The sequence below is a fragment of the Oceanicoccus sp. KOV_DT_Chl genome, from assembly GCF_900120175.1.
In the GTDB taxonomy this organism is placed as follows: Bacteria; Pseudomonadota; Gammaproteobacteria; order Pseudomonadales; family Dasaniaceae; genus Oceanicoccus.
Map to the genome: position 1 here is coordinate 225,084 of NZ_FQLF01000007.1, position 16,944 is coordinate 242,027.

General features: G+C 46.0%; 11 protein-coding genes, 3 tRNA genes and 2 pseudogenes. 6 read left to right on the plus strand and 10 right to left on the minus strand.

Annotated elements, in window-relative coordinates; genetic code table 11:
- Position 1: 1 nt before the first annotated feature.
- From UNITIG_RS22255 to folD, 3 genes and pseudogenes are all read right to left on the minus strand, one after another.
- Positions 2–991 (minus strand): SDR family oxidoreductase, encoded by a 990-nt coding sequence (locus UNITIG_RS22255; RefSeq protein ID WP_101760524.1) that lies wholly within the window; start codon positions 989–991, stop codon positions 2–4.
- 166 nt (positions 992–1,157) lie between these two features.
- Positions 1,158–2,531 carry an MATE family efflux transporter gene (locus UNITIG_RS22260; protein ID WP_235015578.1) on the minus strand — a complete coding sequence of 458 codons (1,374 nt, stop codon included), beginning with the start codon at positions 2,529–2,531 and terminating at the stop codon, positions 1,158–1,160.
- 87 nt (positions 2,532–2,618) lie between these two features.
- A pseudogene (folD, locus tag UNITIG_RS22265) lies at positions 2,619–3,462 on the minus strand (bifunctional methylenetetrahydrofolate dehydrogenase/methenyltetrahydrofolate cyclohydrolase FolD).
- A 179-nt stretch (positions 3,463–3,641) separates the two neighbouring features.
- Here folD and UNITIG_RS22270 point away from each other — a divergent pair.
- The 6 genes from UNITIG_RS22270 (at position 3,642) to UNITIG_RS22295 (ending at position 8,652) form a co-directional block, all read left to right on the plus strand.
- Positions 3,642–3,717: transfer RNA gene (locus UNITIG_RS22270), tRNA-Pro, on the plus strand.
- Positions 3,718–3,771: 54 nt separating this feature from the next.
- A tRNA-His gene (locus UNITIG_RS22275) sits at positions 3,772–3,847 on the plus strand.
- Between the two features lie 709 nt (positions 3,848–4,556).
- Positions 4,557–4,633: transfer RNA gene (locus UNITIG_RS22280), tRNA-Arg, on the plus strand.
- A gap of 883 nt (positions 4,634–5,516) precedes the next feature.
- Entirely contained in the window at positions 5,517–6,509 is a 993-nt protein-coding gene (locus UNITIG_RS22285; protein ID WP_101760525.1) for a hypothetical protein, read from the plus strand.
- 180 nt (positions 6,510–6,689) lie between these two features.
- On the plus strand, positions 6,690–7,022 hold the full coding sequence (locus UNITIG_RS22290) for a hypothetical protein (protein WP_101760526.1): 333 nt from the start codon (positions 6,690–6,692) through the stop codon (positions 7,020–7,022).
- A gap of 106 nt (positions 7,023–7,128) precedes the next feature.
- Positions 7,129–8,652: an ISNCY family transposase gene (locus UNITIG_RS22295; protein WP_101760527.1), complete on the plus strand. Its 1,524-nt coding sequence runs from the start codon at positions 7,129–7,131 to the stop codon at positions 8,650–8,652.
- Positions 8,653–8,749: 97 nt separating this feature from the next.
- On the opposite strand, the gene UNITIG_RS22300 is transcribed toward UNITIG_RS22295, so the two are convergent.
- From UNITIG_RS22300 to UNITIG_RS24795, 7 genes and pseudogenes are all read right to left on the minus strand, one after another.
- Entirely contained in the window at positions 8,750–9,454 is a 705-nt protein-coding gene (locus UNITIG_RS22300) for an SIMPL domain-containing protein (RefSeq protein WP_101760528.1), read from the minus strand.
- A 9-nt stretch (positions 9,455–9,463) separates the two neighbouring features.
- A complete protein-coding gene (locus tag UNITIG_RS22305; RefSeq protein ID WP_101760529.1) occupies positions 9,464–9,871 on the minus strand; it encodes a biopolymer transporter ExbD in 408 nt (135 codons plus the stop codon).
- 15 nt (positions 9,872–9,886) lie between these two features.
- Positions 9,887–10,531, minus strand: coding sequence for an energy transducer TonB (locus UNITIG_RS22310; RefSeq protein WP_101760530.1), 645 nt, complete (start codon positions 10,529–10,531; stop codon positions 9,887–9,889).
- 117 nt (positions 10,532–10,648) lie between these two features.
- The gene (locus UNITIG_RS22315; RefSeq protein WP_101760531.1) at positions 10,649–12,223 is read right to left on the minus strand and encodes a M56 family metallopeptidase; all 1,575 of its coding nucleotides are present in this window, start codon (positions 12,221–12,223) and stop codon (positions 10,649–10,651) included.
- A gap of 32 nt (positions 12,224–12,255) precedes the next feature.
- On the minus strand, positions 12,256–12,642 hold the full coding sequence (locus tag UNITIG_RS22320) for a BlaI/MecI/CopY family transcriptional regulator (RefSeq protein ID WP_101760532.1): 387 nt from the start codon (positions 12,640–12,642) through the stop codon (positions 12,256–12,258).
- 435 nt (positions 12,643–13,077) lie between these two features.
- Entirely contained in the window at positions 13,078–14,430 is a 1,353-nt protein-coding gene (locus UNITIG_RS22325; protein WP_101760533.1) for a serine hydrolase, read from the minus strand.
- 73 nt (positions 14,431–14,503) lie between these two features.
- Positions 14,504–16,714: pseudogene (locus tag UNITIG_RS24795) on the minus strand (TonB-dependent receptor).
- Positions 16,715–16,944 lie beyond the last annotated feature (230 nt).

Below are 16,944 nucleotides of genomic sequence, written 5' to 3' on the forward strand. Positions count from 1 at the left end.
ATTAAACGTAGCCATTTTCCCGAAACCATTGTGTCGCATCGGTTATCGCTGTTTCCAATGGTGTTTGCGGCAAACCTAATTCATTTATCGCTTTCGATGGATCAACAAAAATTTCATTCATCGCGTATACCGAGGATTTATAGGTCGTTTTTGGTGCCTTGCCGGTAACGGCTGACCATGCATCCATTAGTCGCCCTACAACGCGCATCATAGTGGGTGACAATTCTTTGGTGGCCACATCAGCAACGCCGGCAATCCTGCCCACTAGCCGTGCCAAATCCCGCTGGGTTAAATTGCCATCTTTATTGGCCAGCATATAACTTTCACCGACGCGACCTTTTTCCATTGCCAATAAATGCCCTCTGGCAACGTCGCGTACATCAACGGCACAAATCCCACCGGGAAAATAATATTTCATTTCGCCTTTTAGAATAGCAATAATTAAACCACCGGTCGGTGTTGGCATTCTGTCACCGGGACCAAAAGGTAACCCGGGGCACACTAACACTGCCGGCAAGCCCTCCCCTACTAAGCCCTTGACCATTTGATGGCTCATAAATTTGGAGTAAACATACTCGTTGCCATCCCACACATTAAACGGTGTTTCCTCGGTAATCAGTTCACCGTTTTTAGCCATCCCCAGCGCAGCAATGCTGCTGGTATAAACCACTTTTTTTACTCCGGCGGTCATCGCCGCCTTTAATATTGCCTGCGCGCCTTCCACATTCACTTTGTAATGCAGGTGCGGGTCTTTGGTCCAAATCGCATAAACGGCCGCTAAATGATACAAACCCTCTACGCCTTCAACACAGTGCGAAAGTGATTCAGGGTTAAGCAAATTCCCTTCTACAATTTCGACATCCATGCCATTTAACGGCGATCGATCTTCTCCCGGCATGACCATCACCCGCACGTCATCGCCCTGCTCCAGGCACATGCGCGTCACATGGTTACCGATAAAGCCGGTTGCACCCGTAATTAATACTTTCATGAGAATTCCTTGCAGACAAAAACATCCTGCACGAGCACTCTACGCCCTGACCACAGCAATGTTTATCGTTATTATTAGTGGCGCTAACTATTCCACAGCCATAGCGTTGAAACAAGTGTCACAAGGGATTGTTACCTGCCGGTAATTTACTGAAGTGAGCCGAAAATCATTCCGCCATCACTCTTGCCAACCGCTCGGGACGTCGCCATACACCACCAAATAATCGCAGACAATAACTTACCGCCAGCACCAGGATCATCGCTACAAACCCCCACCAACTGACAATCGGCTCGACCTGATAAACCCGGATCATCAAATACTGTGCCAGCAACATTAACCAGTGCAAACCAATCGATACGATCATTAACCAGCGGGTATCACCAGCGCCGCGCAACGCGCCACCGACTACCAACGAATTGGCATCGGCGACTACATAACTGGCCAGCCCCACCATCATTAATATGGAGAGTTGTCGAATCTCAGGGAAAAAATCATCCGGTGTAGCAAATACATTAACCAGCGGTTCGCTAAAAAAGATAAACACTAACGCGAGCAAACCGGAATAAGTCCAGACAATAATAAAACCGGCAGTAATCACTTTGTTCGCCTGCCTCAAATCACCGGCACCGACAAAATGCCCCATCTGAGTCATTACCGCAATGCTGACACCCATCATAGGAATGAACGACAAAATATCCCAATTAAACACAATCGCAATAGCAGCGCCTTCAACTACCCCGTACGATTGAAACAGCAGCAGGAATATATTAAACGTACCGAAAGTCAATAACGTCTCCAGCCCGGACGGTATTCCCAGCCGTAAATAGCGTCGTAGAATTCCCCTATCCAAACGTAACGAATCGGCAATTGAAAAACGCTCACGAATGGCAGGCCGACAATAAAATTTTAGAAATAAAACAGTAGTCACCAATGAAGCAATCAATGTCGCCAATCCCGCACCGACAATACCCATTGCTGGAAAACCGAAAACCCCAAACACCAACACATAAGTCAGCGGAATATTGATGAGTACACCAAGCACATCGCAAATCATCACCACCCGGGTTTGGCCAATACCGGCAAAAAATGACGCCAGAGCTACCTTGGTCAGAGAAAAAATTGCACTGGCCATCAGGACTAAATAATAGCTGCGTTCCAACTCAACTTGCTGCGCCGTATGACCAAAGGAGCCGAATAAATCACTAACGAACCAGGTAATTAAACCCACAAAAGGTAAACTCATCAGCGCCAGCCACCAGCCCTGCGTCACCACCAACGAGCACTTATGTTTCACTCCGGCGCCGTTGTATTGAGCGACTAGCGCATTGCCATAAGCGATCACCCCCGTAAACAAACAAAGGCTGGCAAACGAAGCCATGCCGCCGGCCATAGACGCGGCGATGTGCACCGCGCTTAACTTGGCCATAAATAAGCGGTCGGTAAAAATCATTAACGCAAAAGTACCCTGCGATACCATCATCGGTAGCGCCAATCGCAACAACTGCTGCAAGGTAGTTAAAGACAATAAACGTTGAGGCATAAAAAAAGACGACTCTGAAAAAAGAAACAGAAACAAAAAGGGCTACCGAAGCAGCCCTTGATCACTTGCTTGTTACAACGCGGGGCATCACCCCAAAGACTTCTCACCGGAAGCCACCGATTGAAAGATCAGGGTATTAATCGTCATCGGGCCAACACCACCGGGGACGGGTGTATACGCTGCACAGCGATCGATAACCCCCGCTAACTCAATGTCACCCACTCCGCCAGGGTGATAACCGGCATCCACGACTACCGCGCCATCTTTAATCCATTCACTCTTGATAAACTCGGGCTTACCCACGGCACCAACGACAATATCGGCTTGCTTAATCAAGGCTTCGAGGTTTTTAGTACGGGAGTGACAAGTCGTTACAGTCGCATTGGCTTCCAGCAGCATCGCAGACATCGGCTTGCCCAAAATAGGACTGCGCCCACGACTACCGCGTGCTTACCCTCAATTTCAATCTTGTAGTGTTCTAAAATGCGCATAATCCCTTTGGGTGTCGCACAGCCATAGGCCTCCTCGCCCATTGCCATCCGCCCATAACCCAGACAAGTCACACCATCCACATCCTTTTCCAAGGCTATCGCATCAAAACAAGCACGCTCATCAACCTGCGCCGGTACCGGGTGCTGGAGCAAAATCCCATGCACATCCGGGTTGTTATTTAATTCGTCGATTTTGGCCAGTAATTGCTCAGTGGTGGTTTTATCGTCCATCTCCACCGCCAGCGACTCCATACCAATACGCCGACAGGCATTGCCCTTCATCTTTACATAGGTCGCTGAGGCGGGGTCTGCCCCACCAGAATAGTCGCCAAAATCGGCGTTTTACCAGCAGATTTTTCCTTCAATGCGGCAACCCGCTCACTGAGTTGCTGTTCCCATTGCGCGGCCAGCGCTTTGCCATCGAGTACTAATGCAGACATGCTTGCTATATTCCTGATTTACGTAGAAAAAAGAGCCGCTATTCTCTCACACCGACCGCCACAGGCAAATATAGAAATGATCTTAATAGAGGCTGATTTAGCGTTGACGAAACAATTTTTGCTGAGTAGAATGCGCCCCTCGTTTGGTAGACAGCTTTAGCCAGTGCCATTAACGATTTCGGGGTATAGCGCAGTCTGGTAGCGCGCCTGCTTTGGGAGCAGGATGTCGGGAGTTCGAATCTCTCTACCCGACCAAATTTCTAATTTGAATGGCCGCACCATCTTCATTCAAAGGTAACAAGCTTAATGGTGGGCGTAGCTCAGTTGGTAGAGCGCCGGATTGTGATTCCGGTGGTCGTGGGTTCAATCCCCATCGTTCACCCCATTTTTCTTCGGAAAGAGTAAAAAGGCTTACAGCCAACACTGTAAGCCTTTTTAGTTTCTGACTTAGCTAGTCAGAATAAGCTATATAGAACGTCCGCCTTTCAAGCAGATGGTCAGCTCGATTTTGGCCTCATTAGCGGTTGGTCAAAATTAAGATATAATCCGCTACTTTATTATGCGCCCGTAGCTCAGCTGGGTGTAACGAACGATTTTAGCGAAGTAAAACTTCGCGTGAGTGAAACGCCGTAAATCTATGATTTGGGGCCGGTCCCGAAGGGGAGCATCCGCCTTCTAAGCGGATGGTCACAGGTTCGACAAATTGCACAGCAATTTGAACTACCGCAGGCGCCCCAACGGGGCCAATTATGCCAAAGCAAAATTGGCGTTTATCCTGTCGGTGAGGTAAAAGTGCTCACTGAAAGTGTGCAGCATTAAAAAGTTTATGCGCCCGTAGCTCAGCTGGGTGTAACGAACGATTTTAGCGAAGTAAAACTTCGCGTGAGTGAAACGCCGTAAATCTATGATTTGGGCCGGTCCCGAAGGGGAGCATCCGCCTTCTAAGCGGATGGTCACAGGTTCGACAAATTGCACAGCAATTTGAACTACCGCAGGCGCCCCAACGGGGCCAATTATGCCAAAGCAAAATTGGCGTTTATCCTGTCGGTGAGGTAAAAGTGCTCACTGAAAGTGTGCAGCATTAAAAAGTTTATGCGCCCGTAGCTCAGCTGGATAGAGCATCCGCCTTCTAAGCGGATGGTCACAGGTTCGAATCCTGTCGGGCGCACCAATTACAAAGGCTACCTATCCAGGTGGCCTTTTTAATCGGTGGGTTCGGCGGTGAGAACCTGTTGTTCGACAAATTATGCCCAAGGCGTAATTTGAACGCCCTGCTCTTCAGGGCGCCCGCAGGGTGATTCGAGCCCCTAGGCTTGAATCATCACAAAATGCATCGCATTTTGAACAAGGAGCGAAGCGACGATGCCCCGAAGGGGTTAAAGCAGCCCTTAGGTTGTTTTAATTAATCCTGTCGGGCGCGCCAAATACAAAGGGTCTATTCAGACTTAATGTGAACTATACGCACCTCACAACGGCTTGCGCCATTGTATTCCATCCAAACTCAGTCTCTATCCACACTAAGCGATTAGAAAAATATTGCATCTGGACCCCATAGAGATATGATACACATGTCTCACAAGGCTGTATGAGGCTTAGGATAAAAAAACAAAAAGAATATTGCTGCCATCATCAGAACTGAAATAGTCAACATTTTTTAGATAAGCCCTAAAAAAATAAACTCAGGTTTATCTCATTAAATAAGGCAGAAAAGACCTCTTGCTGGGTAGCATATTCGTAATTGATAGAAAATTACAACACAAGGGATAATCTATGAAAAATCTTCGCCAAATTATTAAGATAAATAAATATATCTTCACAACTACCAAAACACGATCACTAGTATTTAGCGTTTCCGCTCTATTATTCATGCCCCCAGTCTTTAGCGAAACAATTTACCTTGAGCAAGACTGCACCACTCTGCCCAATGAAATCTGCTTCAACAACGCCACAGCGTTATCAAACTGGTTATGGCAAGATAACAACTCGCGTGATCCTAGCTCTTCTAACCCAGTTACTGTATATGTAGGAGAAGGAACCTTTCAAGGATCTATTGCTTGCCCTCCTATCTAGTAACCCCACTAGCAAATGAGCCTTCACAACCGAATGGGCATGTCACATTTAAAGGCACTGGGAGGCATTTTAGTCACATAAGCTCAAACGCATGGACAATCAACTCACACGATTGCGATCAGTTAGAGTTTCAGGACTTGTCTATAGATGCCAAAGGCTTAGGCTATAGTGTATTTTGGCGAGGCACAGGTAGCAGCGTCTTCACCAATGTTGATCTCAATTCAGAATATGGGGCTTGGTACGATACTACATGCAGTGGGGCTCCCACCGACGGCCCCACTGGAGAGCATTATTTTTACAGTTCCAAGTTAAGCGGCGAGCTTATAGGCGTTTACGCCCAATGTGCAAGGATTTGGCTATATGGAAGCGAAATCCACGTTAAAAATGATGATACACCTAACGCAGGAGGACGCCTAAGGGGGGTACAAGTAGGCTTTCGTGGAGATGTGCGCCTATTTGGCTCCGCCATACGAGTAGATCACAGCACACCTGATTTTCCGGGTTACCCAGTATTTTACCCATCGTATGGTGTACAGGTAGGGATATCTGATAGCTCCAGCATTCCTGATGGTGGTGGTGCATTCCATATGCATGGTGGCATTATCAATGTGTCGGGAGGGAATCTGGATCGTACTATTTATGGAGTATCATCCGAATCAACCATATCCTTAGCCCACGTCATTGATACGGCTTTTGTAATGCATACTGGCCCCAATGGTACTGCAAACAGACTTGTCGGGAATGGCATGAAAATGTCTCCGTTTCTATGGCAACAAGGAATCACCCCGCCAGTCACAGGCAGCAATCAAGCTTTAATTTCCACACAAGGCGCCGACATGTTCATTGAAACTGACTGTGATGGCACTGGAGATTGTAGTAGTGGCATAGAAAATGAACCTCACTTGATGATTTACAGCACTCAATGCGCAAGTACCAATCCATGGTTCGATGTGGTCACTGGAGCCTGCCGAAAATAAATTATGTGGGGCAGGAAAAAATTTTAACCCTCACTCATAACCAAAACCAAAACCAAAACCAAAACCAAAACCAAAAAGAAAATATCAGGCACTACTATTTCCGTTAATAGTAGTGCCACAACCTCTTTACCAATACTTTATTTACAGCATACCTCTTAATAGTACTGCAATCGAGTTGACTTGCTTAGATTTATTACAGTACAACTTAATCAAACACCTAGTGCCTTATCTGCAGCCTTAGAGAATATTGGCAATTTTACGGGAACACTCATCAAGCAGCTTGGTGAGCTAAATGGGTTTGATGAAGAAGCAATCAACGATGTAAAGTTTGTCTTAGATGAACCTAAAGCCCTTTTGGGACAACAAACAGTTGAAGGGGCATTAAATTGGCCTCTACTTGTAGTAGCTCAAATCAAAACTGACAGACACCGGATAAAAACGGGTAACTGTCAGATTAAGTCTGAGCTACTACAAATTATGGTGTTAACACCAAGCGACTTTGTCGTATCTTAATTACCAAGCGATTCTGTCGTAATCGCTAATTACCAAGGGAAACTGTCGGTCTCTTTTTTACATGTTTGTTAGTGTTCTTTTTTTGAATACTAGAGGCATGTTGAGGATGATTGTGATGGATTCTAAAGCTCAACTCACCGTTGATATAATTGCTAAAGTCGTTGAAGGCAGAATAACAATTGCCAATGCAGCTAAATTACTCAGTAAGTCTCGACGCACCATTGAACGCTATGTAAAGCGATATCAACAAGTCGGCATTCAATTCGCGGTGCATGGTAACAGCGGCAAGTCACCGCCTAATAAAACACCCGCCTCGATTAAAAAAACGGTGCTAGCCTTAATCAAAGACAAATACTTTGATTTGAATTTGCTGCACCTTGCTGAACAGCTAGAGGTTAACGAACACATTGTAGTGAAGCGCGAGACGCTACGCGGTTGGGCACATAGTATCCATCATGTTAAACGAGCCAAACGCAGGCGCGGTAAGGCTCGTAAACGCAGAGAGCGTATGGAAGCGCCAGGTTTAATGATGCAAATGGACGGTAGCCCGCATCGTTGGTTTGGTGATAAAAAACACTGCTTAATTGCCATGATTGATGATGCCACCAGCGAAGTACATGCAGAGTTCTTCCCCTCTGAAACCACTGTTGGTTGCTTGAAGGTCATGCGAGATTGCATTGAAACGAAGGGCTTATTTAAAACACTTTACGTTGATAGAGCAGGTATCTTCGGCGGCCCTAAGCGTTGTAACTTCTCACAAATGCAGCGGGCCTGTGAGGAATTAGGTATTGAAATTATCTTCGCTAATTCACCGCAAGGAAAAGGGCGTATTGAACGTGCCTTCGATACCTTCCAAGACCGCCTTGTGCCTGAACTGAGGCTCAATAATATCAAGGACATGGCAAGTGCCAACGCGTACCTAAAACACGTGTTTATTCCGCAGTTCTGGCAATTAAAGATCCAAGTCAATACCAAACATACACAGTCGGAATTAACGCCACTGTCACCTCACGTTAACCTTGATGATATCTGCGTCATCAAAGATCATCGGAAAATACGCAATGATCACACCTTTAGCTATGGTAATAAATTTTATCTTATTGATTCACCGCTCAAACATTCAATCGCAAACCAAAAAATTGAAATCAGAAATACCAGCAAGAAAGGCTTTACTGCCCACTTCGCGGGCCGACAACTCAAGGTCTCAGAAGTCACTGAACCAAGCAAATTAGCTACCGAAGACTTAGCCATACAGAAAAAGTTAGAGGTATTAGCTTTAGTTGAAAAACTGGGTAACGTATCCGAAGCATCTCGTTTAAGTGGCGTCTCGCGGGATACTATTTACCGCCATTTAAAACTCGTTAAGCAAGGCGGTGCAGAAGCCTTAAAACGACAAGAAACGCCCAACCTGCGGCATAAAAACTGTGTGGATAAGGTAATCGAGGATGCCGTTGTGCAATTCTCAGTTGAGCATCCACACCTTGGTCAACAGAAAGTGGCACTTAAGCTCACAATTGCTCTGGGTGTTGATATCAGCCCCAATGGCGTTAGAGGTATATGGCTAAGGCAAAATATGAACACCACTGCGTTACGAGTAGAGAAAGCGCAAGCTTTGCAGAAAAGTGCATGAATCATAGCCAGTTTAGCAACTGGATGATATGCTCATTACGACAAAGTCGCTCGGTAATTAGACCGACAGTATCCCTTGGTAATCACACTACTACAAATTATGGACGCAATAGAAACACCACAAATACCGACTCATCAACTCTCTGTTTCCTAATCTTCAACGCCGCCCGCCTACCAGACTGACCTACATCAGCCATCATCGCGTAATGCTGAGACCGATAATACGTACCATCATCAATAGCAGTTTCTGATATCTTATAGACACTTCCTACCTTTGAACTGAACTGTTGGGCAATCACTTCGGCCTTCTTCCTAGCATCATCGATAGCTAACTTCATGGCCTCACGCTCTATCGCATTGCGATCATTAAACCTCAGCTGTACACCATCAAGCTCAGTAATCCCTGCATCGATCACCGCCTGTACCAACACCGAATATTGAGTTAGATCCCTTAGCACAAGAGTCACCGATCGACTAACCCTCTCTCCAAGGTACTTTCGCTCATCTTTCACCCACTTGTAAGATGGCTGAGCGTGGATCTTAGACGCGCCAATATCCTCAGGGGCCACTCCCGTGGCAACCGCAGCATCCAATACTTGTTGTGTAATTATATCGACATAGTCTTTTGATGACTTTAAGGTCTCCGACGTTTTATTTACGGATAGATTAATTTCAGCAAAATCGGGCATTCGCTCAACATAACCACTCCCTGAAATAATGATGTGCTCCTGCCCTGGTAAGCCTTGAGCCATTATTTTACTGGTTAATAATACCCCTACGATAACAGTGATTAACATTTTCATAATGATCTCCTACTCGGCATTAGCGAGTGTTATTTGATAGATACCTGCCTGGCGAGCCGCGTCTGATATTTGGGCGACGGCATAAGTCTTGGCCGCATTATTGGCATTGATGATTAAGGTTGCTTCCGGGTTTGCGGCTCGATGCCTTTCGAAGTAGGCACGCAGAGATCGATGGTCGATACGCCGATTATCCAGAAAAATCTGATTATCGGCTTTCAAGTTCACCACGATATTTTTTGGCTCCGTACTGGGTGGTAATGGGTTGAGGGACGGTCGTTCCAGACTGATACTCGCCTCGCGAATAAATGAGGCAGTCACGATGAAAAATATCAGCATAATGAACACCACATCGAGCATAGGTGTTAGATCAATCTCAGCAGATTTTTCAGCGACTGATCTTCGGGTTAATGCGCTCATAGTCATTCTCCAGATTTATTTTTCTAACTCATAGGTGATACGGGTGGTTTGATTTTTTTGCGCCATTGCGACACCGTCTTCCATGGCTGGTTTGTATTTCCATTTGGCTAGAGCTTTTACTGAAGATTTATCGAAAGCACCCTCTGGCTCTGAATAAAGCACTCGAATATTTTCTGTTTTTCCGGTAGGCGTAATATCAAACATCAGATCAACAAAACCCTCGACACCTTTCGTTTGCTGCCGACGAGGGTAAGTAGGGGCCACCTTGAAAATGGCCATTGCCGATCCTGATGAAAATCCACTACCAATTTCTTTTACTCCCGGGTCAAGGGTAGGCGCAATTGATATTTTTAAACCTTCTCCAGGGTCAAAGCTCTGTGTAAACTCAGGTATTTGTGGCTGCGGCTGAGGGTCTACCGGTTTTTCTACAATTGGATCAATTTGCTCGATAATGTCTCGTTCATCCGACATGACTACGTCAATAATTTTTATGTTCTCTTCAATAAGATCTGGCGGATCCATCGCTATCAACGAGCACATTAAAAAAAGCAACATCCCTGTCACTAACACCCCGAGACTGGCACTTGTACTTAAGCGTAAAACCTTGCTGTATATTTCGTTTAAAGTGGTTTCATTATTTAGCGTATAAGTTGCGTTCATAGTATTTCTCCTAACCGTTTTTTAAGTTGGACGACTTTTTTCAAGACAAGCGAAGCCGCTAGTAAAAAACCAGTTGTTAAAAAAATGAAAGTTTGTGTTTCTGTAACTAGGCCAGCGCTAGCTGGAGTTGAGAGGTGGCCCTTGCCCGGCTCGACTATCACCGGTTGAAGCACGCTTGGTGGGTTTATCTTGAATTAATTGGAAGCGGAACTCTTCCTTTAAGCCTTGCAAGCCCATCGCCTCACCACCCAACCGATAGGGCTCGTACTTATATCCATTTATCGCTTTAAGCACAGATCGATGAAACACCGTGGAGGATTCTGAATCCGCTATCCTTGAGTTGATAACATTCCCGTTCGCATCGATATCAAACTCAACGACGACTCTCCCTTCTATACCTCGACGCTGTGCGACTGAAGGATATTCAGGCTGCTGCTTTATCCTTACTCGAACCTTAGTGGCAGAGAATCCTGAAAATTCTAAATCACTGCTTGAAGACGCTGCCACTTGAGGAACAAAAATACTTGTGGGCACTAGGCCAATTTCAGCAGTGTCTTTAAATAACGGGCCGTTGGGTGGAGCTGCTGCTACCTGAGGACGCAATGGCTTATCAATATCCTCAGCAGGTCTCTTAGGGATAACTGGAAGCTTCTTCTCAGGAGCCATCACCACTGGGATTAACACCATTCCTGACAGCGGCCCACCTTGTGGCAAACTACCTATGGCTTGCACTGAGGCAAAGGGGAGAACAAAAAGACTGGCTCCCACCGCCAACCAGAATCTGGTCTTACGCTCTCCAGCTCTATCAACATAGGAATTAACAATATGACGCACACGCTGAGCTAACTCTGAGGGCTTACCTAAGGCTACCGTCGCTTGAAGTTTATTCACTCTGGCCTGACGAAGTAACAGAGCGGCATAATCTGCCGGAGTCACACCATCAGCTAAAACAAGATCATCACAAGCGCGCTCCGCCTCCAAAGACAGAGACCGCAGCGCCCTGGAAATGCCGGGTACAGGCCAGTACAACACTGCCACTAATTGCGCTAATAGTTGCGTCAACCAGTCAATCCGCTGAATATGGCCCAGCTCATGTCGAAGCACCATTTCCTTCTCAAGCTGTGACCAGTGCTCACAACCTTCAGGCAAAAGAATGACGGGGTATAAAGTCCCCCACGTAACAGGGCCATCGATGCCGGCGCTAATTTTTATTTTTAGTCGGCCGTCAGAATACCGTCCAGCTTGCTCATACCAAGCACTCCCTGCATTTTTGGCTTTTGCAGTAACCCAGCCTACCTTAATAACTTCAAGCGTTAGATAAACCATACGACAAACGGCCACTACTAAATACGCAATGACCAACCAATCCACAGTTGATACCGCGGGCGGAACTGCTGTGACGATCGCCGAACCTTGAGCTGCACTTTCGCCCGCACCCAAAACCTGAGGCCCCACATCAATACTTAGCAAACGCCAAGCTGGAAGAAAAATAGTTAATACGGGAAGAGCGGCAAGACTAGCTAAAGCAATCAACCAGACAGTATGCCTAATAGAGGCCGGACTGAATTCAAATGAATCTGAGAACACTTGGGCCAGCAACAAAATCAACAACGCCTTGATAAACAACAGCGCCAGGCCGTAAACAGTAATCCCTGTTACGGTCACTTCAGTGAATATCGACTCATGTATCATGACTCACCTCCGGGCAGTTTATGCTGCCTCTGTTATTTTCTTTTTCTGGCCTCTTCGATAAGCTTTTCCAACTTGGCGATCTCCGCCTCATCCAGCTTATCCGACTGCATCCCTATCAACGCGGTCACAGCGCTGATTGCAGAACCACCGAAAAATGTTTTCACCAAGCGCTGTAGTGCACTATTACGAACAGAGCCCAACTCTTGTGTAGGGAAATATATGTAGCGAGCACCGTCCTGTTTGTTGCCCACATGACCTTTCTCAAGCATCTTGGCTAATAGAGCTCGTACCGTTGAGTAACTCGGTGCATCGGGCATCTTGTCACGGATATCGTGCGCCGAACATTCCTTCGCTTCATAGAGAATGTCCATGATTTGGCGCTCGCGACGGCTTAGTTGTTTGTCTTGCTTGGAACCCATAATTGTTAACCTTTTAAGTCTGCCTGCTACTTTTTTAGCACTATGCTATAAATTTAGCACTCTGCGGGTTGAAGTCAATGGGCAGGTGCTACTTTTTTAGCACTTTGTGAATTTTTGGCAGGAATTAGCGAGGAATGAGGCCAAGACTAGCTTAATGAGAATTGTACCAGCTGGCTTTCTTAGTTAATTCTGAGAAGGAAGCTAATCACAAATCATGGAATTTAAGACCAAAAATCGACTGAAAGCCCGGAATCCGTCCGAAATTACAACTCGATCGACACAAGGTGGCCTTTTTAATTGGTGGGTTCGGCGGTGAGAACCTGTTGTTCGACAAATTATGCTAACAATTTGAACAAGGAGCAGAGCGACGCTGCCCCGAAGGGGTTAAAACAGCCTTTAGGCTGTTTTAATTAATCCTGTCGGGCACTTCATGCCCTAACGTAAAGCCCCAATCACCGCATTTACAAAACTTTCCGTATCCCAGCTTTTATCCAGAGTACGCCCCAACCTAACCACCACCATATTTTCAGAAGGTAAAATCAATACCTGCTGCGCATCATGGCCCGAAGCAAAGTACATATCTGTTGGTAATTTGGGAAATTGGCGCTGACTCGGGTCATCAGGTTTACCGGCATTGAGCCAGAACTGTGCTTTGTAATTCCCCATTGGACTATCAGCTAATGGCTCGCGGGTATAAGCCACCCACTGCGCGGGGATAATTTGCTCGCCTTCCCAATTGCCATTATTGAGATAGAGTAAGCCCCAACGCGCCCAATCTCGTGCGGTGGCATACATAAAACTGGAACCAATAATATCGCCAGAGGCATCGGGCTGGATTATTACTGAGTTCATTCCCAGCGGGATAAATAATTGCTGGTACATAAACTGATGAAACTGCGCGGGTGTGCCTACTTTACGGCGTAATAAATGCGCCAGAATATTGGAAGTACCGCTGGAATAACTCCATACCGTAGCCGGTGAATGGGCCAACGGCATCGCTGCAGCAAACGCCGAATTATCACCGGAGTTAAACAACATGGTGGTGGCATCTTTAGCAAAGTCATAGACTTCATTAAACGCCAAACCGCTGTGCATATTGAGTAGATTTTCAATACTGATCTCACTGCGCTGGTCTTGCCAATAAGGAAAGAGTTGCTGCTCCTTGATATTTAAAAGGTTCTGTTTTTGTAAAATACCGGCAAAAGTATTCAAAAGGCTTTTGGTCATCGACCAACCGAGAAGCAAAGAGCTCTCATCGAAACCATCGGCATAGCGCTCCGCTACTATTTCACCATTTTTTATCACTACGATAGCGCGAGTATTGCGCTGGCTAGTCGCTGACGGTTCGGTAAACGCTAGATCAAGGACTTGTTCCAACTCAGGTTTTTTTTCCGCCACAGCGAATGGTGTTGCAGATAAATCTACGGTCGGCAGCTGATAGTTCTTGTGCTCGGCATGCAACTGTTGTTCAGTCGTATCAATCACTAACGTGCAGCCTAAACCCGCACGAAAAATGGCTGTCTGACGGGCAATACCCAGCGGCAAACTTACCTCAACGCGCTGTTTATCGTCATTGATAACAATGTCCGTGTAAGCAAAGAATGGACTGGCGGCAACGGCATCAGCAATCACCTGCTGCTTATTCTGCCGCAGACTGACAAACCTATCGCCACAAGCATAGAGAGCAACGAAGCCGGATACCGCCGGCAAATGTTTATTGGCCAGCACTGTAATTGCCAATACCGCAGCAAGTACTACTGCTATAAATAGGCGTTTGGATAAGATCAATTTTCACTCACTTATAAATAAAAAAGCTACGGGAGTTAATACCCGCAGCCACACTAGCACAGCACTTCAAGCGTTAAAAATTAACCGTCAAGTCAACACCGTAGGTGCGTGGCATATTCGGTATTTCTGAAATAGTACCCAAGAACTCACTGGCTGAGCCATAAAGATACTCTTCATCCATTAAGTTGTTCCCCCATAACGACACACGCCACTGAGCACTCGCAGCCTCTAATGTAAGCCGCGCATTAAGCAATGCATGTGACTCTAAATAACCAAAAGGAATGGTACTGCTATCAACCAGTGTGTGGGTCTTTACATTATCTTCTGTCACATACACTTCGTCAGTATAGGCGTAATCAATATGACCCATAAAATTAAAACCCGCTATTTCAGTCATATAATCCAGCGCAATTGAACCTGAAAATTCCGGGGCACGAACCAACTGATTTCCCGCCAGATCTTCACCATTGGGACCACCACCTGGAAAGGAGTCGAACTCTGCATTCAAATAAGCCGCTGCCGCAGACAATGTCCAGTTATCACTAAGTAAAATAGTTGATTCCAGTTCAGCACCACTGGTCTCAACCTTTGCTGCGTTCTGTATAGAATAACTGGTTCCACTGGGCAAACCATCCGTACCCGTTAATTCCAGTAGCTGATTAACCTGGTAGTCATCATATTCATTGTAAAAAATGGCGGCGCTGAATTGAACACGATCCATTACTTCACCCTTAACACCTACCTCATAACTCGTGACTGTTTCCTAATCAAATTCAATGCTGTCATCAATAGTATCTTGTGAATTAAAATCAAGGTTGTAACCACCACTTTTATAACCCTGTGCTATCCGAGCATACAAAGTGATATCTTCATCGACAAAATAGTTTAGCGCCATACTTGGAGAGAAATCCGTATCACGACGATTATCTATTACTGCACCGGTACCTACAAAAAAGCTGGCGGCCCGCCCATCCAATGCCCAGTCCACAGTTTTCTCTTCAGTAGACCAACGAAATCCCAGTGTTAGCTGAGTTTGATCACTCAGCTTGTAACTGCCATTGGCAAACATCGCAAAGCTTTCTGTTTCGACGGTACCAGCACTGGTTACCCGCTCACCCGGCACCAGAATCGGAATAAACTGATCGGCTTCAGAGGCCAGCACGACATCCCGACTGGTTGCTGAATCTTGCTGAAAATAATACAAGCCTACGACGTAATTAAATCCATCAAACTCCGGAGAAATAAGTTGGAACTCCTGGGTAGTTTGCTCATAGTTATCGCCGTAATCGACATAACTATAATCATAAGGACCAAAGTCCAAATCGAAAGAGGTAAAAAAATCGGTTTCACGGTAAGACGAAATTGACTTCAAGCTGTAGTCATTAACCAAATCGAAATCCAATGTTAGAGCGCCGCCGGTCACTTCACGCTGCTCCTCTTGCCCACGGTTCATATTAATGGTGTGACGCCCCGGCGCCGTAATATCCTTATTTAAACCCAATACATCACTCGCTGGTTCACGACCCAACGAGGTCTGATCACTGTCCAAACCATCAACAGCTAAACGTGCAGTTATTGCGTCCGTAGCTTGCCATAGAATTTGAGCGCGGTAATTAGTCACGTTACGGTCACCAACATAAACACCGTTGTAAATATTTTTGGTCGGACCATCGCGCTCCATATCATTGGCGCTCAGACTAACAGCCAGATTATCATTGACTGGCACATTGATATTAGCCTTGAGCTGCTGCAGCTCATAATTGCCAGCACTGGCTGTGGCGCTGCCAAAAAATTCCTCAGTTGAGGGTGCTGCAGTAATCAGGTTAATAGCGCCAGCTACGGTATTTTTACCAAATAGCGTGCCTTGTGGGCCGCGCAATATTTCTATCTGCTGTAAATCACCCAGTTCCTGATTCAATGCTGGCGACTGCCCCAGGTAAACGCCATCCAGATAGACACCAACCCTGGTATCAAAACCAATATTGCGCGACTGCGCTCCGACCCCACGGATAGTTACCCGCGCATTCAGATCAGTGGTTTGCGAGATATTGACGTTGGGTACCAAATTAGTTAGATCACTGAGTCGTTTAGCGCCAGAATTCTCTATCGACTCGGCACTTAGCGCAGAAATCGAAATGGGCACATCAGTCAAATTCTGACTGCGCTTTTGCGCCGTCACTAGTATCTCTTCCAATTGCGCTGGTTTACTCGTAATTTGGGCCTGTGCACTAACAGCTAGACCAACACTGCACAGCAGCAGAAGTTGATAGTTTGATGATTTCACATTGCCTCCGGGATTAGTTACTTAAAGTGCGGCCATCATACGGAATTAAAAATCCGGCACTATAACCATATCAGCCATGTCAGATAACTTATTGACCCACCACATTTGCACTGGGAATATTAACCTCTGATTGGCATTAACATATTTCCTAAGCGGTAAACTAATAGCTAATCCAATCTCCTTTTCAACCTACAACAGCTTCGAAAACTCCATTATATAGGGATAAGTAC